This is a genomic window from Streptomyces sp. NBC_00400 (genome assembly GCF_036048035.1).
Lineage (GTDB): Bacteria > Actinomycetota > Actinomycetes > Streptomycetales > Streptomycetaceae > Streptomyces.
In genome coordinates, this window is sequence record NZ_CP107940.1 from 1888089 (window position 1) to 1907344 (window position 19256).

18 protein-coding genes and 1 pseudogene are annotated in these 19256 nt (G+C 68.6%); 4 read left to right on the forward strand and 15 right to left on the reverse strand.

What is annotated here, in order from left to right; all coding sequences use genetic code 11:
• The first annotated feature begins 36 nt into the window (after window positions 1-36).
• Entirely contained in the window at window positions 37-663 is a 627-nt protein-coding gene (locus OHS81_RS08270) for a TetR/AcrR family transcriptional regulator (RefSeq protein ID WP_328383885.1), read from the forward strand.
• A 101-nt stretch (window positions 664-764) separates the two neighbouring features.
• Here the strand turns inward: OHS81_RS08270 and OHS81_RS08275 are convergent, their stop codons facing one another.
• The 5 genes from OHS81_RS08275 to OHS81_RS08295 form a co-directional block, all read right to left on the reverse strand.
• Window positions 765-2246 (reverse strand): DUF2079 domain-containing protein, encoded by a 1482-nt coding sequence (locus tag OHS81_RS08275; RefSeq protein WP_328383887.1) that lies wholly within the window; start codon window positions 2244-2246, stop codon window positions 765-767.
• 490 nt (window positions 2247-2736) lie between these two features.
• Window positions 2737-3600, reverse strand: coding sequence for an ABC transporter permease (locus OHS81_RS08280; RefSeq protein WP_328383889.1), 864 nt, complete (start codon window positions 3598-3600; stop codon window positions 2737-2739).
• Window positions 3560-4504: an ATP-binding cassette domain-containing protein gene (locus OHS81_RS08285; protein WP_328390982.1), complete on the reverse strand. Its 945-nt coding sequence runs from the start codon at window positions 4502-4504 to the stop codon at window positions 3560-3562. The genes OHS81_RS08280 and OHS81_RS08285 overlap by 41 nt, the downstream gene beginning before the upstream one ends.
• Window positions 4505-5094: 590 nt before the next feature.
• A complete protein-coding gene (locus OHS81_RS08290) occupies window positions 5095-6702 on the reverse strand; it encodes a PTS ascorbate transporter subunit IIC (protein WP_328383891.1) in 1608 nt (535 codons plus the stop codon).
• Between the two features lie 75 nt (window positions 6703-6777).
• Window positions 6778-7680: a PTS sugar transporter subunit IIA gene (locus OHS81_RS08295; RefSeq protein WP_328383893.1), complete on the reverse strand. Its 903-nt coding sequence runs from the start codon at window positions 7678-7680 to the stop codon at window positions 6778-6780.
• Window positions 7681-7867: 187 nt separating this feature from the next.
• Here OHS81_RS08295 and OHS81_RS08300 point away from each other — a divergent pair, with 187 nt between their 5' ends.
• A complete protein-coding gene (locus OHS81_RS08300) occupies window positions 7868-8947 on the forward strand; it encodes a hypothetical protein (protein WP_328383895.1) in 1080 nt (359 codons plus the stop codon).
• Window positions 8948-9161: 214 nt separating this feature from the next.
• Window positions 9162-9698, forward strand: coding sequence for a hypothetical protein (locus OHS81_RS08305; protein ID WP_328383896.1), 537 nt, complete (start codon window positions 9162-9164; stop codon window positions 9696-9698).
• 128 nt (window positions 9699-9826) lie between these two features.
• On the opposite strand, the gene gntA is transcribed toward OHS81_RS08305, so the two are convergent.
• The 3 genes from gntA to OHS81_RS08320 form a co-directional block, all read right to left on the reverse strand.
• Complete coding sequence (gene gntA, locus OHS81_RS08310) at window positions 9827-10537, reverse strand: guanitoxin biosynthesis heme-dependent pre-guanitoxin N-hydroxylase GntA (RefSeq protein ID WP_328383898.1); 711 nt, start codon at window positions 10535-10537, stop codon at window positions 9827-9829.
• Window positions 10538-10788: 251 nt separating this feature from the next.
• Window positions 10789-11487 (reverse strand): class I SAM-dependent methyltransferase, encoded by a 699-nt coding sequence (locus OHS81_RS08315; RefSeq protein WP_328383900.1) that lies wholly within the window; start codon window positions 11485-11487, stop codon window positions 10789-10791.
• An 837-nt stretch (window positions 11488-12324) separates the two neighbouring features.
• On the reverse strand, window positions 12325-13185 hold the full coding sequence (locus tag OHS81_RS08320; protein WP_328383902.1) for an RNA polymerase sigma factor SigF: 861 nt from the start codon (window positions 13183-13185) through the stop codon (window positions 12325-12327).
• 257 nt (window positions 13186-13442) lie between these two features.
• Between OHS81_RS08320 and OHS81_RS08325 the strand changes: the two genes are divergently transcribed.
• Entirely contained in the window at window positions 13443-13616 is a 174-nt protein-coding gene (locus OHS81_RS08325) for a CsbD family protein (protein WP_328383904.1), read from the forward strand.
• Between the two features lie 144 nt (window positions 13617-13760).
• On the opposite strand, the gene OHS81_RS08330 is transcribed toward OHS81_RS08325, so the two are convergent.
• From OHS81_RS08330 to OHS81_RS08360, 7 genes and pseudogenes are all read right to left on the reverse strand, one after another.
• Window positions 13761-14657, reverse strand: coding sequence for a SigB/SigF/SigG family RNA polymerase sigma factor (locus tag OHS81_RS08330; RefSeq protein ID WP_328383906.1), 897 nt, complete (start codon window positions 14655-14657; stop codon window positions 13761-13763).
• 183 nt (window positions 14658-14840) lie between these two features.
• Window positions 14841-15566, reverse strand: a complete 726-nt coding sequence (locus tag OHS81_RS08335) for a nucleotidyltransferase domain-containing protein (protein WP_328383908.1) — start codon at window positions 15564-15566, stop codon at window positions 14841-14843.
• Between the two features lie 83 nt (window positions 15567-15649).
• Window positions 15650-16476: pseudogene (locus tag OHS81_RS08340) on the reverse strand (glycoside hydrolase family 15 protein); the annotation flags it as partial.
• A gap of 265 nt (window positions 16477-16741) precedes the next feature.
• Entirely contained in the window at window positions 16742-16969 is a 228-nt protein-coding gene (locus tag OHS81_RS08345) for a DUF6458 family protein (protein WP_088800475.1), read from the reverse strand.
• Window positions 16970-17301: 332 nt separating this feature from the next.
• Window positions 17302-17661, reverse strand: a complete 360-nt coding sequence (locus tag OHS81_RS08350; RefSeq protein ID WP_328383910.1) for an ATP-binding protein — start codon at window positions 17659-17661, stop codon at window positions 17302-17304.
• Window positions 17662-17886: 225 nt separating this feature from the next.
• Window positions 17887-18297, reverse strand: coding sequence for an ATP-binding protein (locus OHS81_RS08355; protein ID WP_328383911.1), 411 nt, complete (start codon window positions 18295-18297; stop codon window positions 17887-17889).
• A 228-nt stretch (window positions 18298-18525) separates the two neighbouring features.
• Entirely contained in the window at window positions 18526-18879 is a 354-nt protein-coding gene (locus OHS81_RS08360) for a PRC-barrel domain containing protein (protein WP_328383913.1), read from the reverse strand.
• Window positions 18880-19256 lie beyond the last annotated feature (377 nt).

Here is a 19256-nt window from a genome sequence, read left to right on the forward strand (position 1 = left end):
CCGGAAAGGGGACCGACTTTGACCTGCGCCGATGCAGTGACGAATGCGACCGGACAGGCCGCGCAGCGCACGTCCGGTTCGGGGGGCCCGGCCGAGGATGCAGCCCTTCCGGAGCGCAAGGGCCAGCGCACACGTCGGCGCATCCTGACGGCCGCCCGGCGGAAGTTCGCGGAGGTCGGCTACGAGCGCGCGACCATCCGCGCCATTGCGACCGAAGCCGACGTGGACAAGGCGTCCGTGATCCAGTATTTCGGCTGCAAGCAGGCCCTGTTCCGCGAGGCCGTCCACTGGCAGATCCCCCACGACGAACTCACCACCAGCGACCCCGGCCACACGGTGGAGAACCGGCTGCGCGGCATGCTGGACACCTGGGCGGCGGATCCGGACAGTCCCATGGCGGTGCTCCTGCGGACGAGCATGACGAGCGACGAAGCGGCAGAACTGCTGCGCCGGCACATGACCGCGGAGGTCACCGATCACATCGCTGCCACCATCGATGCCCCCGACGCGCGACTGCGTGCCGCGTTGTTCAGCGCGATCATGATGGGCGTCGCCGCCCAGCGCTATCTGCTGCGCCTGCCCGACCTGGCCGAGGCGGACGTGGAGGACATCGTGCGGATCGCCACTCCCCTGCTCCGTGGCCTGATCGCTCCGGACGCGTGAGCCACCTCCACCGTCAGACCCACCGTCAGCCCGGCTGCCCGGCCCGCGATGAGGCCCACGGCTCCGCCTTCCGGCGAAGGGCCTGCGAGGCGGCGCGGGCACTACGGCCTGCGGAGCAGGGTGATCCCGTCCTCCTCGGCGACCTGGACGTAGCCGTGGGCACGGTAGAGGCGCAGCATGCGGTGGGTCCGCTCCACCGGGCAGGGGGTTTTGACGGTCGGGTCGTGACGGTCCGAGACCACCCAGCGCGGCGGATGTGCCGGGAGGGCGGTCGGCTCGGCGGGATCGGTGCCGGTGCCGGTGCCGAAGCAGACCAGGCTGACGGTGGTGCGTCCGGTCAGCATCGGTGCCAGGCGGTTCGAGGAGGCGACGGTGTCCCCGTCGGGTATGCGCATCAACAACCTCTCCGCCGTACGGACATGCGCCGGGGTCCGCCAGGCCGAGGGGAGGACCAGGTCGTGGAGCGGATAGACCGCGGCCGTGACGGCGGTGAAGGCGGCGGAGAGGGCAAGGACCTTACGGCGCCTGCGGGGCGGCACGATATCCGGCCGCCGGTGGAGCACATCGATGAGACCGGCGAATACGAGCGGCATCAGGATCGCGTTGTAATGGAAATTCGGCTGCCAGTAGTGCTCGTTGCCGGCCAGCAGCCGCCACCCGAGAGTGGGTAGGCACAGCAGCGTCAGCGGGGACCGCAGGCCGAGGAATGCGGTGGGGGCGGCGAGCATGAACAGCAGCAGCCATTTCATCGGCGGCCAGAGCAGGTGCAGTCCGGCTGATGCAAGACCGGCGAGGCTGCCGCCCGACGAGGAGGCCTCACCCGGCATCTGCTGCCAGTAGTCGAAGCCACCGCGGGGATTCATGGCAGGCAGGAGAACGAGAACCTCCACCGCTGTGCCCGCCACGCCGAGGAATGCCACGGCAACGCCGAGCAGGACGGGGAACCCTCGCCGCTCCGCCGGATGGTGACGCCCGTCCCCGGGACGGTGACGCCCGCCCCTGGCATGGTGACGCCACTCGCGCAGCCCCTGCCAGGCGATATAGCCGCCGATGGCGGCGAGCGTGAGCCCGAGGTCCTCTTTCACCAAGAGCAGCGGGAGCGCCCACGCTGCCGCCGCCCCCCAACGACGCTGACCGAGAGCGGTCACGCTGAATGCGAGAAGCGGGACCGCGAAGCATATTTCGTGGAAGTCCTTGGCGACTCCCGCGACGAGGCCCCAGGAGGCGCCCAGTCCGCAGCCCACCACCAGGCCCGTGACCGGTCCGACAGCCCGGTGTGCCCAGCGGGTGAGCGGAAAGCAGGCGAGCGCCATCAGCGCGGCCTGCACCACCAGCAGCGTCACGGCGCTGGGGAAGAGCCGGTAAAAGGGGGCGACGAGCACCAAAATGGGGTGAAAGTGGTCTCCCAGGAGGTGAAAGCCCGGTCCCTTGAGTTCCACGATCGGAGCCCGGCCGTGCGCATAGGCACGCATCGCCTGCTCGAATATCCCCAGGTCGTAGCCGGCATTGAGCATGCGCTCGTTCCGCAGCACCGACACCACGGTGTACAGCACAAAAAATACCGCGGTAACGGTCCACCCCATGGCCCGTGGGCCTGGTAGGCGTCGGCCGAACGCGGCACCGGCATCCGAGACTTGGCGGTCCGAGGGTATTCGGAAAAACCACGTTCGCCAGGGCCGTTCCGACCGCTCGGACCGCTCGGACCGCTCCAGCCTCTCCGCCGTTTCCACCCTCGCACCCACCGTCATCGACTCGGCAAAAGGAACACGATGTACTGCCCCGGCGGAGAGACGCCGTGGGCCGTCAGGCAGGCCTACCGGCGGCGGCGATTCACTCCCGTCCCGGTGTGTCCGGACGGCGGCACGACCGCGGGAACGCATCCCGCGTGAGTGTAACGCCGGGGCCGCAGGGAGAGTTCGCGGCGCAGCACAGTCGGCGACGGGCGCGGTGAAGCGTCGGGAGGGGGTGACGCGACGGGAGGGGTGACGCGACGGGCGCGGTGCCATGACGAGCGGAGTGCCGTGACGAGCGGAGTGCCGTGACGCGGTGAGGCGACGTGCGACTGATGTGATGTCAGCGGGCCAGGCGGCCCAGGAGTGAGGAGGCCGCGGCGATGCCCAGTACGGCGGCGGCCACCAGGACGGTGAAGTCCAGAGCCAGATGGGCGTGCGTTCCCAGGAGGAGGCCGCGGAGGGCATCCACCTGGTAGCTCAGGGGGTTGATCCTGCTGACCGTCTGGAGCCAGCCGGGCATGATCGCCACCGGGTAGAGAGCGTTGGAGGCGAAGAACAACGGCATGGTGATGGCCTGGCCGATGCCCATCAGGCGGTCGCGGGTGAGCACGATCCCGGCGATCGTCATGGACAGGCAGGAGAAGAAGGCCGAACCGAGGATCACCGCGACGCCGACAGCCAGGAGCCGTAGGGGGTTCCAGGTCATGGCCACCCCGAGCAGTGCGGCGATGACGATCACCACGACGGCCTGGATCAGCGCTTTCACCCCGGAGGCGAAGGCCTTTCCGGCGATCAGGGCGGAGCGTGGGGTCGGTGTGACCAGCAGCTTGGTGAGGATGCCGGCGTCCCGCTCCCAGATGATCATGATGCCGTAGAAGATCGCGATGAACATGGCCGACTGGGCGATGATGCCGGGCGCCAGATAGTCGATGTACGGGGTGCCACCGGTCGGGATGGCCTTGATACGGGTGAAGGTCTCGCCGAAGACCAGGAGCCACAGGGCCGGCTGGACGGCGCGCGTGTAGAGCTCCGTCCGGTCGTGGCGCAGCTTCTGCAGTTCGACCACGCACATCGCGACGACTCTGGCGGGCAGCACCCGCCATCCGGTGCGGGCACGCGGCGGTACCAGCAGCAGGTCCAGGCGGCCGGGGCCGGTGGCCGGTTCAGCCGACTCGGTGTGCGGTGCGGCGGGTGCTTCGGACATCTCGGAAGTCTCCTGACTGCTCGTCGAGGCCGCTGCCGGCCACGTCCCGGAAGACGTCCTCCAGCGTCGGCACGACATCGGACGAGCCCGAGGGGGCCGATGAGGGAGAGGAAGGGGAGGAGGGAGAGGAGGGGGACGAGTCCGGTGAGGCGGCAGCGGCTGGTGCGGGGGCGGCCGAAGGGCTCGTCGCCGTGGGGACGGTGGTCGAGGCCGCGGCCGCGCGGCGGCGGGCGCGCAGGGCGGACCGGAGCTCGTCGGGGGTGCCGAGGGCGCGGATCCGGCCGCGGTGCATCAGGGCGAGACGGTCGCAGTACTGGTCGGCCTCGTCCATGTAGTGCGTGGTCACCAGGACGGTCATGCCGGTGGCTGCCCGTACGGCGTTGATGTGTTCCCAGACGCTGGTGCGGGCGATCGGGTCGAGGCCGATCGTCGGCTCGTCGAGCATCAGCAGACGGGGCGCACTGACCAGGGCCTGGGCGAGTTCGAGGCGGCGGATCATGCCGCCGGAGTACGTCTTGGCGAGCCGGCCGGCCGCGTCGGTGAGACCGACGGCCTCCAGTGCCTGAGTGACGCGTGCGGCGCGCTCACGGCGCGGGACATCGTAGACCCGGGCGAACAGGGCGACGTTCTCGCGGCCGGTCAGCCCGGCATCCGCGGAAAGCTGCTGCGGTACGTACCCCAGCAGCCGGCGCACTGCCATCCGCTCCTTCGCCGCGTCGTGCCCGAATACCCGCACCATGCCGGAGGGGACGGGCAGGAGGGTGGTGATACAGCGGATCGCGGTGGTCTTGCCCGCGCCATTGGGGCCGAGCAGGCCGAAGACCTCGCCGGGGCGGACGGAGAGGTCGACGCCGTCCACCGCCTTGGTCTCACCGAAGGCATAGCGCAGGGCTCGGCAGGTCACGGCGTCGGGGGCGGTCTCGTCCGGGGCGGGGGCGGCCCCGTGCCGACCGGGCTCGGCCCCGTGCCGACCGGGCTCGGCCCCGTGTGGGCCGGATTCGGTCCCGTGTGGGCCGGATTCGGTCTCGTCCGGGCTGAGGGCGGCCGCATGTGGGCTGGGGCCGCTCTCCTCCGGGCCGTAGGCGGTCGCAGGCGAACCGGGCGCGGTCGTACGCCGTCTCGGGGCCTGTGGTGCGTGGGACTCGCCGGCCGGCCCGGCGGGGCCGGACGCCCGCCCCGGCCATTCTTCGTCGTCGCAGCTCATATGCGCTCCGCCTCCTCGTGCAGGTGGTGGGCGAGCCTGCGCAGGGCAGGAAGGGCCGCCGGCGGCGGATCAGCCGCTGGACACCGGCCGGCGCGTCGGCCGCCGGGTCAGGGAAATTCCCCTGCAGCCATGCTCCGGATTTTAGCTCTGCGGGCAGGCAGTGACCCCGGACGCGCGCGGAGCGGGCATCGAACGGCCCAGCCGGGAGCCGGGCCGGTGCGCGCCGTGCCGTGCCATGCCGTGAGGTGTCGTGCCGTACGCACGGGGGCCTGCGCCGGGTACGGTCCGGCTCAGCCGGCCGCAGGTGGGGGTGGCGGGGTCGGCGCCCCCGCCGGCGGCGGGATCTTCGCATGAACCGGGGCCGGGACCGGGACCGGCGCGGAGGCCGCAGCCGTGCCGGATGGCGTGGGTGCCGCGGATGACGTGGGTGCCGCGGTTGCCGCGCCCGGCAGGAAGGCATCGCGGCGGGCACCCGGGTCCCACCCGGTGTCCACGACCCGCTTCTGGAAGAGGATCGCCGCCCCCAGGAGTACGGCGCCCAGGGCCGGCATCACGATGGTGCCGCCGGTGGCGCCCGCCTTGGCGGCGTTGCCGATCAGCGTGCCGAACCAGCCGAAGTCGGCATCGCCGAACGTGGTGTTCTCCTTGCCGAACGCACCGAGCACCTTGAGCAGCAGCGCGGGCAGGAAGGTGATCAGAACACCGTTCAGGAAGGCGCCCACGGCCGCGCCGCGCCGGCCACCGGTGGCATTGCCATAGACGCCGGCCGCTCCCCCGGTGAAGAAGTGCGGTACGAGCCCCGGCAGGACCAGTGCGAGACCGAGCGCCGGATGGCCCACCCAGGTCAGCAGGGCGAGGCTGACCAGGCCGCCGACGAAGCTGGCGAGGAAGCCGATGAGCACCGCGTTCTGCGCGTACGGGAAGACGATCGGGGCGTCGAGGCACGGTACCGCGCCCGGTACGAGCTTCCCGGCGATGCCCTGGAACGCGGGGACCAGTTCGCCCAGGATCGTCCGGACGCCGAAGAGGATCACCGCGACCGCGATCCCGAACTGCAGGCCCTGCATGACGGACTGCATGACGTAGTTCCCGAGGTCGCCGGCCGCGCTGCCGCCGTCGGCCGCGAACGCCTTGAACGCCGTCGCCCGGCCCGCCCGGGCCAGATAGACCAGCGACATGATGACGTAGATCAGCACCATGGACAGCGCCGTGGCGACCATCGAGTCCCGCAGAAAGCGCAGGCCCTCGGGCAGCTTCATGTCCTCCGTACTGCGGCTGCGCTTGCCGACGAGTTGTCCGGCGGCGCCCGCGACGAGGTAACCGGCCGTGCCGAAGTGGCCGATGGCGATGCTGTTGTTACCGGTGATGCGCTTGGTCCAGGGGTGCGCGAAGGCCGGCATCGCGACCAGCAGAATGCCCAGCAGCAGTCCGCCGATGACCACCACGCTCACCGAGGAGCGGCCGGAAGTGGCCAGGACCATGGTCAGCAGGGTGGCCATGAACAGCATGTGGTGACCGGTCAGGAACACATACCGCAGTGGGGTGAAGCGGGCCAGCATCAGGGCGACCGCAAAGCCGAGGATCATCAGCCAGGCGACGCGGGCGCCGAACTGCGCCTGGGCGATGCCGACGATCGCCTCATTGGTCGGGATCACCCCATGCGCCCCGGTCGCCCCCTGGATCATGCCGCCCAGCGGGCCGAGAGAGCTGACCACCAGCCCCGCACCGGCACCGATCAGCAGAAAGCCGAGCGTCGCCTTGATCGCACCTCCGGCCACCTGGCCTGCGGTCTTCTTCAGCGCGATCAGACCGGCCGCCGTGATCAGGCCGATCAGATACGCGGGTTGGCTGAGGATCTCGTTCACGAGAAACGTGGCGAGGGATATGAGCCAGTCCATGGTGGCGGTCCGTCCTCCCGTGCTCGGTTGCCGTGCTCAGCTGCCGTACTTGGTTGCCGTACTTGGTTGCCGTACTCACACGTCATAGGTGTCGCGGAGGATGCGGTCGACCTCGGGACCGCTGGTGAAGTCCTCGACGATCTTCACCGGTACGCCGACCTCGCCCAGCGTCCTGGCGATCTCCCGGGAGGTGAGGATCGCGACGGCCTCGGACGCCTTGCCCTTGGCCGAGATGGTGTCGGTCGCCTCCACCGTCACGTGCCGGGACCAGCCCCAGCGGTCGAGCACCTGCTCCAGCGTGTTCTTCAGGAACAGGCTGGTGCCCACGCCGTTGCCGCACACGGTAAGGATCGTGTGTACCGCCCGCGGGGCGGCGCCGGGCTGCTCTCGTGCGGCTTCCTCGTGCACGGCCGGTCCGAGGACGGGTTGCTCGTGTACGGCCTGCCCGGGTACGGCCTGCTCCCGCACGGCATCCTTGCCCCGCGGCCGGTCATTGCCCTCGCCCTGGCCCTCGCCCTGGCCCTCGCCCTCCGGCCCGGCCAGCACCGCGTGCAGCTCGTCCGGACCGGCCGCGTCCAGCAGAGCCTGCGCGGTCGCCGGGTCGGCGAGCAACCGTGCGAGTGCGGCCATCGCCGCCGTATGCGCCCCGGAGCCCTCGGCGGCGAGCCCCACGACCAGATGCACCGGGTCATTCGACTCATGACCGAACTCCACCGGTTGCGCCAGACGGACCCAGGACATCCCGGTCCGGAGCACGGCGGGCGAGGGACGGGCATGGGCGAACGCGAAGCCCGGCGCAATGACGAAGTACGGCCCGTTCTCCTCGACATTGCGGATCATCTCCGCGGTGTAGGCCTCGGTGGTGGTACCCGTCTCGACCAGCAGCCCACCCGCCGTACGTATCGCTTCCCGCCAGTCCGCCACCCGGGCACCGAGGCGTACGGCCGCCTGGGGGAGAAGATCATTCAGCGCTGCCATGGCAGGGGACTCTACAGACGCCCAGGCAGCCGCGCACGGGTGCGGAAGCAGGAATTCCGGGGGATTTCCCCGGAACTGCCGCCCCGGAAAGCGGCCTTGACAGTCACTTGTGGGCGGACAAGCCTGTTCTTTCGGCAGTTGCCGGATGTCGGGGGATACCGGGGGAATCGGGGGAATCGGGGGACTCATGACGAGGTACACCTCTGCGCACGCGACGAACGAGACAGCGGCGGACACGGGCGCACCACCGGCGCACGGCAGAAGCCGGACCGCCACCACCACACGCCCGACGCAGCCGGCACGGAGGCTGCGCCTCAGGAGCCGGGCCACCGTCCTGGGCGCGGCAGCACTCGCTCTCTCGCTGCCGCTTACGGCCTGTTCCTCGTCTCCGGACGGGGAAGGCAAGGGATCGGCGGACGGCCCCAGCGGCTCTGCGACCGGTTCGGCGTACTCCTCCCCCAGCCCGACACCGGCCGTCGCCCCGGCCACCTACCGCCACGCGCTGACCGAAGCTCTCGGGCCGCTCGACAGCGCTCTGCGCGCGGTCGACGGTGCGCACGACGGCGGGCCGCTGAACAGAGCCCTGGACGCGGCAGCAGCCAAGGCGGACACCGCCGCCCGCGCCCTGCAGTCAACCGCCACACCGGACGACGCCCTTGCCGGAAACAGTCAACTCGCCTCCTCCCTGGGCGCTTTGGCGCAGGATCTGCGGAGCGCCCGTGCCGGCGGCGGCCGCTGTTCCGCCTCACCGCGCGTCGCACTCGGTACGGCCCGGAGCCCGCAGAGCCTCAAGCTGGCCGGGCACGCGCTCACCGCGCTGGGCTACGACGCCACACTGCATCTGCCGCATACGGAGCGGGCCCGGCACCGACGGCTCGCGAACGGTGCCCTCGTCCACGACGGCAGCCGGGGCGGTCTGGGACGGCTGACCGTCAAGAACGGCACCGGCACCGATGCAGTGGTGACGCTGACCCGCGGCACCCGGACGGCGTTCTCCGTGTACGTGCGCAGCGGTTCCGAGGCGACCGTACGCAGCGTCAACAGTGGTTCGTACACGGTGTACTTCACCACCGGCGAGGACTGGAACGACCCGAGGAGCTCCTTCACCCGCGAGTGCCGCTTCGAGAAATTCGACGACAGGGCGACTTTCCGGACGGTGCGGGTGGCGGGCGGAACGCAGTACACGGTGCTGACGTTCAGCCTCAACAAGGTGATCGGGGGAAATGCCCGCACGAGTGCGGTGCCGCCGGGCGAGTTCCCGTCGTAGCGGTGTAGCGGTGTAGCGGTGCCCGAGGAGCGTGGCCGGGGGCCGTGACCGAGCGGCCGTGATGCAGGAGCCGTGGCCAAAGAAAGGTACCCCTCCCGGGGCCCCGGGAGGGGTACCCGGAAGCAGTGCCCCAGGAGGGGTAACCAAGGAAGGGGTGACCAGGAAGGGATGACCGGGAAGGGGAGCGCCACAGCGGCTCGGTAGGGTGCGCCGCGTGGGCGACAACAGTACGTGGTGGACTCTGGCGATCGCGGCGGTGACCGGTGGCACGGCGGTGCTCGCCAGTTGGGTCACCAGCCGCGGCAGCGCCCAGGCCGCAAGGATTCAGGGCGAGATCTCCGCACGCTCGCAGCGCGCCGAGCGGCTGCGGGAGAGCCGGCGCACCGCCTACCTGGATCTGATCGAACAGACCCACCGGATGGGCGAGTTGTTCTGGGAGATCTCCGCGACGCTGCGGCTGCCCGGCTCCGATGCCCGTACCGCCGCACTCGACGAACTGCGGGACCGCGAGGTCGCCGAGTACGCGAAGATCCGGCGCTGCGCCCGTGTCGTCGAGCTGGAAGGACCGCCCTCGGCCGCCGCGGCCGCGCTCGCCCTCCAGAAGGCGACGGGCCCCTTCTACACGGCCCTCACGGACGACCCGCCCGGCGACACCGGTCGCCGCGATGCCTTCGATGCCGCCTACCGCCCCTTCTGGGCGGCTCTGGAGGACTTCGTGGAGGCGGCGCGCACGGCCCACCAGACGGACTGAGCCACCCGAGCGGACACCCGGCCCCTCCCCCGTCGAGCCGGTGACTGCCCGGCAGGCCGGTGGCTGCGGATGATCCGGCGCCGGGAGGATGGGGCGTCACCGACATCCTGCGCGACCGGCTTGTGAACTCACCGCCCGTGCTGGAGAAGCCCCTCGGTGAAGTCCTCGGTAGCCGGTTCGTGCCGCGAGGTATAAGGGCACTTCCAGTCCTCCTCGGTGAACCGGCCTGAGAAGTGCCGCGCGGGCTGCTCGTATTCGTACGCGGTGAAACTCGGATTGACGGAGCCGTTGTTCTTGGCCTCACGCCTGCGGATCGCTCCCTGCATCGAGTAGAAGTTCTCGCCGAGGAGCATGAACTGTGCGAGGGAATTGAAGGCGATTGCCGAGGTCGTGAAGCGCCGGCTCGCCCGGGACGCGCCGGGGTGCATCCCCACGACGAAGAAGGCGTGCCCGCCCGCATGGAATCCGAAATTGGGCCGGTCGGGGTCGGAGGAGGCGCCCGTGTCCAGGCCGAAGGTCCGGCTGTCGAGGTCGTGCATGAGTTGCAGATGTCGCCAGATAAGCTCCTCGTAGGCGCGTTCGTCCACGGTTCCGGGCTCGTCGAACGTCGCGACAAAGGTACGGAAGCTCTGACCGGACAGCAGCGGACGGACCGCCTCGACGTACTCCACGAGGTCGCGGTGGTTTTCCTCCGCCGAGGCCTCGTCGCCCATTCTTCGGTAGTGCCGGTGCGTGAGGGCGCGGCGCTTCACTGCGGCGCGTGCGCCGAGACAGCTGAACTCCCGTGTCTGAATGAATCGTTCCAGTTCGGTGCGTATCGCAGTGCCGGGTTCATTCATCGTGAGACCTTGGCTTGATCCAATGTTGGCCCCATGACAGTGCGGGGTGCAGGCACGGGCGGCAAGGCACAAACAGGACGAAGGCTGAAAGACGAAGACCGAAGGACAAACGGCGGAGGGCAAAGGGCGAAAAACCGAAGGGGCTCAGGCGATGTGGTTCACCAGAGCGGGGAGTGTGGTGGCGGCCGAAGCCGCCACCACAGGTACGTACGCGACGTGCCGTACGGACCCAGGGAGGCCGCCAAGGCCCCCTACGGAAGCGTGAAGAAGATCATCGGGTTGTGGTCGCTGTCCCGTACCGGCTCATCGAGCCCCAGTTCCTTCTTTACGGCGGCCAGTTGCTCGGTGACCTGCGGCGCCTTCGCCGTGGACGGCGTGAAGAACTCGATGTTCTGCTCGGCCAGCCACTTCACAATGACCGACCCTTCGCTGAACGGCTTGGGGCGCCGGCCGTGGAACACGTCGTGGACGCTGGTGGGCGTCCGCGGAGGGACGGCGGGGAACAGGTTCTCGATGTACCAGTGGGCAAAACGAGACCCGTGGTCCGCGTCGATGAAGAGATAGTCCGTCTCGGCAGGGACCTTCTCCGGGTGCTGCTGGATGTCGCCCTTCGTGAACGTCCAGCGGTCCGCGGAGAGTTCGGCCGGGACGTTGCGTACCACGTTGTCGACGATGTCGAACGAGTGCAGATGACCGATCCCGTTGTCACGGAGAGCGCTGAGGATCCACATCGTGGACCAGCCGTAGAAGGTCCCGACCTCCACCACGACTTCGGGGCGCACATCACGGAGGAGCAGATATGTCATCTCCGCCTCGTAGTCGTCGAGCTGCGCCTTCATCGACTTTCCCCGGTCCCGGAGAAACTTCCGCTGCGCGTCACGCACCACCCGCAGGTCGTCCTGGTACTTCGCATACAGACCGCTGACGTGCTCGACAGTTATGGCTTCCATTTTTCCTCCACCGGGATAGTGCGTACTGATGAGAACGGACACTGATGCAGGGGATGCAACAGGTGCGGGGGACGCAAGGGGTGCGGGAGTGCGGGGATGCAGGAGCACGCACCGGGGGGGAGGGACGGACGCACGGGGCACCGTAGACAACGGGCAGGAGCGTCATACCGCTTAGTGGCGGACCGATGGAGGCACGTGCTCCACTCGCCGAAATACCATGGGCGCCGCTCTCTGCACCACGACGCACGCAGGGGCCCCCGGGGACCGGCGGAGAGAGACCGGGACGACACCGAAGCCGGGGCGGCGCCGAAGCCGGGCCTTCCGCACGGGGCAACACCGGTCGGCCCGGACGCGGTTCCGAAGGGCATCGGGCCAAGGTCGTCGCCATGGAGCACGGAGTCGTCCGGTCGGCATGGCAGGCTCTCCCGCAGGGGTCCCCTCCCCCACCTCGCAGCGCGCATAGCCGCCGTTCCCCCGCTCCTTGCCCCGACCGAAGACCACTCTAGTTTTCACAGCCGGTCACAACATCACGCTCAAGAACCATTGGCGCGTAGCCCTCAGGTATGAGGAGTCCCTGGGGAGGCGGCCGACGCGGCCGCACGCTCCCTCCGGGGCAGCCGCCTGCGCACCACCGCGCCCCGTACGCCGACCGTATAGCTCCGGATTGCCTCACCTGTCGTCGCGGACGGGGCGGCCCCTCCAGCGCGCGGCTCGGGGGCCCTGGCCGAGCCCCCGAGCCGCGCCCTCCCCTCCTGCGGCTGCCGCGGAACTGCCCCGCATGCCGCAGTCACAGGCACACAGGCACACAGGCACAGGAGAGGGCACAGGGCACGGAAATCAACGCTCGGTGAACATCCCGGCGCGGAGCTTGGACAGCGTACGGGTGAGCAGCCGGGAGACATGCATCTGGGAGACCCCGAGCTCGGCACCGATCTGCGACTGGGTCATCTCCTGGCCGAAGCGCAGCTCGATCAGGCGCCGTTCACGGGCGTCAAGCGTCTCGAGCAGCGGAGCCAGCACATGCAGGTCTTCGACGGCCTCCAGAGCCGGGTCGTTGTCCCCCAGCACATCGACGAGGGTGCGGCGCTGCTCGGACGGGTCCGGGTCGGCGGGGGTGTCGAGCGAGCCGGCGGTGTAGCCGTTGGCGGCGACGATGCCCTCGATGACCTCGTCCTCCGACAGGTCGAGGTGGGTGGCCAGTTCACGGACGGTGGGGTCGCGGTCGAGGGTGGCAGCAAGGTGCTCCTTGGCCTTGGCCAGGTCGCTGCGCAGTTCCTGGAGGCGACGGGGCACATGGACCGCCCAGCCGGTGTCGCGGAAGAACCGCTTGATCTCCCCGAGGATGTAGGGAACGGCGAAGGTGGAGAACTCCACCTCACGCGAGAGCTCGAACCGGTCGATGGCCTTGATCAGGCCGATCGTGCCCACCTGGATGACGTCTTCCATGTCATCGCCGCGGTTGCGGTAGCGACGGGCGACATAGCGCACCATCGACATGTTCATCTCGATAAGGGTGTTGCGCGCGTACTGGTACTCGTGCGTCCCCTCCTCGAGCACCTGAAGCCGCTCGAAGAACTGCTTCGACAACTCCTTTGCGTCGCGCGGGGCCACCTTCTGCGGTTGCGTCACCTCCGGCAGTACGGAGTCCGTGTCGGCATCCCGCTGCCCGGTCGTGGTCCCGCTCACGATGGTGGTCATCTCGCCTTCCCGCGCGCCCGGCACCCGCGGACGCTGCAGCGGGCGCCTACCCCGATCTCATGCCGGCATGCCACCGAACCGGAATCAGTTGCTCTCAGCGTCCAGGCCCGGGAGGTTCGTGGGGCCGCACGCACCCGCAGGGGACCTTGGGCACTCCCCGTATCCCGCCGTAGCTGCCGTTCCCCGTACTCCGCTCCGTCGTTTGACGGGGCAGTGCGGGGGCACGCGACAAGTGCCGCCAACGGAAGGACCTCACCATGAGTGCCAGCGAAAAGGTCAAGGCCATCGCCGAGCAGACCATCGGAAAGGTCAAGAAGGAAGCCGGACGCGCGGTCGGTAACGAGCGCGCCACTGCCGAGGGTTCCGCAAAGGAATCCCGGGGAGATCTCCGCGGAGCGAAGGAGAAGGCCAAGGACGCCTTCAAGAAGTAACCAGGCACGCTCCACACGGGAGGGCCACGGCTTTTACGCCGTGGCCCTCCCGCACGTCCGGATATCCCGGCCCCTATCGCACGTCCGGATGTCATCCCCCTTTCACTGATTTCGCTGCCGGCATCGGACCGAACCGGGCCGGCATCACATCTGGCTGAGCATTCCCTTGCGGAGCTGCTTGATGATGCGGGCAAGCAGGCGCGAAACGTGCATCTGGGAGACGCCGAGTACGGCTCCGATCTGGGCCTGCGTCATCTCCTGGCCGAAGCGCAGCTGGATGATGAGGCGGTCGCGGTCGCTGAGCAGCTTCAGGAGCGCGGCCAGGGTGCACCGGTCCTCGACGTTCTCCGTGGCGGGGTCGGTCGCGGCAAGGACATCGGCGAAGGACGGACCACCGCCTTCGGGCCCCGCATCACTGTCGCAGGACACGTTCAAGGAGATGGCCGAGTAGCCGTTGGAGGCTGTGATGCCCTCGATGATTTCCTCTTCGGTGAGCTGCAGATGCCCGGCCAGCTCTTTGACGGTGGGTTCCCGGTCCAGGAGCGTCGACAGCTCCTCCGTTGCCCGGGACAGATCGGCGCGGAGCTCCTGCAGGCGCCGGGGGACATGGACGGCCCAGCTGGTGTCGCGGAAGAACCGCTTGATCTCCCCGAGGATGTGGGGGATGGCGAAGGCCGCGAACTCCGTGCGACGTGAGCGGTCGAACCGGTCGATGGCCTTGATCAGGCCGATCGTGCCGACCTGGACGATGTCCTCGATCTGGTCACCGTGACTTCTGTACCGCGAGGCCACATAGCGCACCAAGGAAAGGTTCATCTCGATGAGCGTATTGCGGGTGTACTGATACTCGGGGGTGCCTTCTTCGAGCTCCCCGAGCCGATCGAAGAACAGCGGCGACAAAGCCTTGGCGTCACGGGGAGCAACGCTCCTGGCATCTTCGATGGGAGGAAGCGTGGTGGAAGTTTCTCCGGCGCGCGGTGACAGCCCGTCACAGGCCCTCTGCAGTTCCCAGTTAGATACGTCCTCGAAAACCGCGTTCATGATTCACCTCCGGAATTCAGGTCGTTTGAGCACGCCCATTTCCCGAGACTGTGGTTCTTATGCATGCCGGCCGAACAATCACCCCGCGGAGTGGCGCAGCCGGTGTACCGGAGGAGCCATCTGCGCATTTCCCCGTCCGGGTACGACATGCCGGCCGGACATTCCGCTGCCCCATCGGCCGGGTCAGGTGTCCCAGCGCTGTGTGTACCCCTCCCGCAACGGTCCGCCGATCAGATCGAGGACCTGCTGTACCGCAGTCGCCATCGGCATCGGGTCGGCGTGTTCGGCGACGGCCTGATGGCCGTCCAACAGAGCCGTTCCTCGCGCCGGGTCCGCGCTCAGCAGTCTGCGGGGAAGCCATTTGCCGATACCCGTCCATGCACCGTGGTGAGCGGTGACCAGGTGTGCCGCCTCGCGCAGGGCGTGGTCGGCCAGGGAAAGCTGTTCGTACCGGTTGGCCGGCGGGGTGTCGGCAAGGTCGTCCAGGTAACAGGTAAGGACGTAGCGACCGCGTTCCCATTCTGCCGGAGTGAGCGGGGGAGGTCCGGTCGCGATGACCGCTCGGGCCCGTTCACGCGTACGGGCCACATGGCCATGGGGGTCGGTCAGAATCAGGCCTTCGTCATAGAGGAAAAGGACCGTGCCCCGGCGGCGGGCTCTGTCCCATGCGAAGAACTCCGCTATGTCCGCGACAGTGTGCAGGAACAACTCGGCCAGGCGGCCGTCGTGGCGGATCACTTCCCGGCGGCTGGCGTCCGAGTCCGGGAGGAGGATGGCGATGTCCAGATCGCTGGTCGGGGTCGCCCGGCCCTGAGCGGCGGACCCTCCGAGCATGGCGCCCACGGCGTGCGGGAAGCGCTCGGTGACCAAACGTAAAGAGCGGTCCTCAACGGTCTCTTGGTCATTCATGGGCGCTCATCGTGCCAGCCTCATGCATCGGTCGCCATGCGGTATCCGCCGGTGCAGGTCCGGCCCATGCGGAGGCGGGCGACTCACCCCATGAAATCGTCCAGGCTTGTGGCCGCACTGATCAGCGCGAGGTGGGTGAATGCCTGGGGGAAATTCCCCAGGTGGTCGCCCGTCATCCCGATCTGCTCCGCATACAGACCCAGGTGGTTGGCGTAGGTGAACATCTTCTCCAGTGCCACCCTGGCCTCGTCGATCCGACCGGTGCGAGCCAGTGCCTCGACCCACCAGAACGAGCAGATCGAGAAGGTCCCCTCGGTACCGTCCAGGCCGTCGGGAGACTCTTTCGGGTCATAGCGGAATACCAGGCTGTCCGTGACGAAACTCTTACCGATCGCTTGCACGGTGGAGCGGAATCGCGGGTCCTTGGGCGACAGGAAGCGTAGATGTCCAGCTGAAGCTGGTCCGCTGCACCGTTCCCCACGCGGACCGGGGCATACCCGCGGTAGCCCTCCCAGTGGTCGAGGACCTGCTCGGGCAGCGCGGCATCTCCATCGATGGAATAGAGCACCCGTAGCGGGCCGCGGTCCCCGTCGCGGGGTTTGCGCAAACACTCGGTGAGCCAGCTGATGAAGGCCTGTGCCTCACGGGTGAAGCCCAGCCGCAACAGGGCGTGGAGGGAAAAGGCCGCGTCGCGTATCCAGACGTAGCGATAGTCCCCATTCCGTTCACCACCGACCTGTTCGGGGAGACCGAGGGCCGGTGCGGCGACGATGGCGCCGGTGGGCTCGTGGGTCAGGAGTTTGAGCGTCAGCGCGGAGCGGTGCACCATTTCGCGCCAGCGGCCGGTGTAGGTGGACTGGCTCAGCCACTGGCGCCAGAACCGTACGGTGGACCGGAACAGCTCCTCGGCCGCCGGTGCATCGACCAGGTCGACGGTCGGCTCGGCGCGGGAGGCCCGGCACAGGTGGGCCCGGCACAGGCGGGGTCGGTGACTCCAGCGCAAAGAGGGCCGACTGGCCTTCTGTCAGGTCGAATTCGCTGACCGCGTCCTGGCCTTCGGCGTGGAGGCTCACACTGGCCTGGAGCGAGAGTTCCCGTGCCTCACTCGTAAAACGCACACCGTGCGGCGGAGGTGTGTTGCCATCGGTTTACGCCGTTCTACGCCGACGGGTCGTTCACCGGTAGGTACGGGTCTCCTCGACGTCGACCACCGGAGCTCCGGGGGCCGGCGGCTGGACCCGCCGCCGCTTGAGGATGCTCACATAGGCCGCCAGGCCGATCACTCCGACAACCATCATGATGAGCCCGACCAGGTCGAGATTGACGCCGGACAGATGCCAGTCCACTGCGAACGTCAAGATGGCACCCACCGCGATCAACCCGATGCATCCGCCGATCCCCATAATCATCCTCTCCCTTCGTAGGCAAAAGCTGCTGAACTCGCGTATGCCCCGGCCGAACCCATTCATGAGTCGCGGCGGTTGCGGGTGACCGGGATCGCCCTGCCGGGCGCGGGAGACCGCCCTGCCCGGTGCGGGTGAAGTCCCTGCCCGGTGCGGATAACCGCCGTACTGCCGGCCGCCATGGCCAACGCCCATGACACGGCCGGCGAAGGGGACGGCTAACAGGCGGCATCGCCCGCCTCGGCACCGCCCGCCTCGGCACCGCCCGCCTCCGGACCGCCCGCCTCGGGACCGAACCACCGCCGGAGCGCGCCCCGGCCGGGCCGAAGGCGTCAGAGGGGCAAAGTCACACGGATGGTCTTGCCGGTCGCGGTCACGGCGATGTCGATGGTGCGGGCCAGCCGTTGCACCAGGGGCCAGCCGTATCCGCCCGTGGCGCCAGGGACACGAGGGGCGGCAGCGAGGGGGCAGTGCTCGCTTCGGTCCTCGACCGCCAGCTCCAGGTACCCGTCGACGATCCGCGCAGTGAACCCGATGAGCCCGCCGCCGTGCCGCTGGGCATTGGTGACCAACTCCGTGGTGACCAAGAGGGCATCGACGAGGGCCAGGTCATCGACCGGGATGCCTGCCCCGTGCAGCAGGTCGTGCACAACATTGCGTGCCTCGGCCGCTCTTGCAGGTACTCCCCGCATCACGTCTTCCACCTCAATGCACCGCACCGTGCCGACGGCGCCATCTCCCTCGTCCCGCCCGCCAGGCGGGGACGGCCGGCTGGGGCAGTTCTCGCGCGCAGCAGGACGGCAATACTCTCAGGCCCTGTTGCCGACGCCACGGCGGGTGGGTACGCACCGGGCACTCACCACGCATGACTCGCCACACGCCACACGAAAGCGGCGAAAGCGGGATATCCGGCGGGGTCACACCGGAGAGGACATCAGCGGGCCAGGCGAGGCGAAGGTGAGGGGAATGCTGACCGTAATGACCTTGCCACCCGAGGTGGGAATAATGACGACGCAGGCAGTAAGTTGCTGAATCATCGGCCATCCATATCCACCGACCGCATATTTTTCGCGCCCGACGGCCGTGTCAGGTTGCCGACTACTGCGATCGGCGGCGGTCACTTCCAGGCGATCGGCCACGATCCGGGCGGAGAAACCGGAAAGTCCGCCTCCATGGCGCTGCGCATTGGTGACCAATTCCGAGGTGACCAGCAGGGCGTCAATCATGGAAATTTCGTCGATGGCCGGAAGGTGAGCGTTCAGCAGCTCCTGAACCTGGTCCCGGGCCTCCGCCGCTTTGTTCACCGGGGCCTGCTGCACACCCGTCACACCTCTCACCTCCCGCCTGATCCATCTCCACGCCGTGGAGTCCACCGCTGCCCCACCCGAGGGCCGCGTAGAAGGCTACTTCGACGAGAGGGTTCTCCGACGGCTGCCCCGTATCCGAGGGTTTATGCCTCACCCTCACGACACGGCGTGGGCAGCCGCCCCGGAGGAGGAACCAGTGGCGGGCCGGCCACCCCGGCGGCAGTCGGCCCGTTCGGCTCCGAGCACGCCTCACACAAGGGGAAATCCACCGAAATAAACTCCCACCTGATGGAGGTAGTCAGGGCTGCTCACGTGCTCGTCCCCTTCAAAGGCTGGCGCGTCCTTGATCTCTTGCCTGGTGCGGCCGACATAGACCTTCTCCTCTTCCTGGTCGATGCCGGTCACCGTGCCGGCGGGCAGCACGATGCGCCTCCCGAGGATCCAGGGACCGGTGTCGACGACAAGGTGTGCGGAATCCACCTCATCGGAATGCTTGTCGACCTTGCCGATGCTCCCGTCAACGGCTTCGACGCTGTATCCCACCAGAGTCGTGCCCGCCCGGTACCCGGAGTCGGAAAGATATCCCCAGACAGTGGAACTCATGCGAAATCCCTTCGACGCGACGCGATAGCAGGCTTCGCTCCGTCTCCGTTTCGACCCCTGACAAAGGAGGACGGGGACGGGCTCTTTTCAGCATGTCGGTCATCCCGACAGTGCTCTGCTGCCCCGAGACCTGCATCCAAAACAGTGGGCGAAACGGCCTCGGCACCCATCCGGCGTCATTGATCGGCAGAGGGAGGAAGCGGACCGGCCGTCTTTCGGTAAATGGGTGGCCCCCGCGTGGGGGTGAAGCATCCCGTCCCTTGGTCGTACCCCTTCGTCTCCCCTTCGTCTCCCCTTCGCCTTCGTCTCCCCTTCGCCCCGTTCGGAGTCCCCGACGCCCGCCCGGATGCGGATGCCTGCCCGGTTGCGGACGCCCG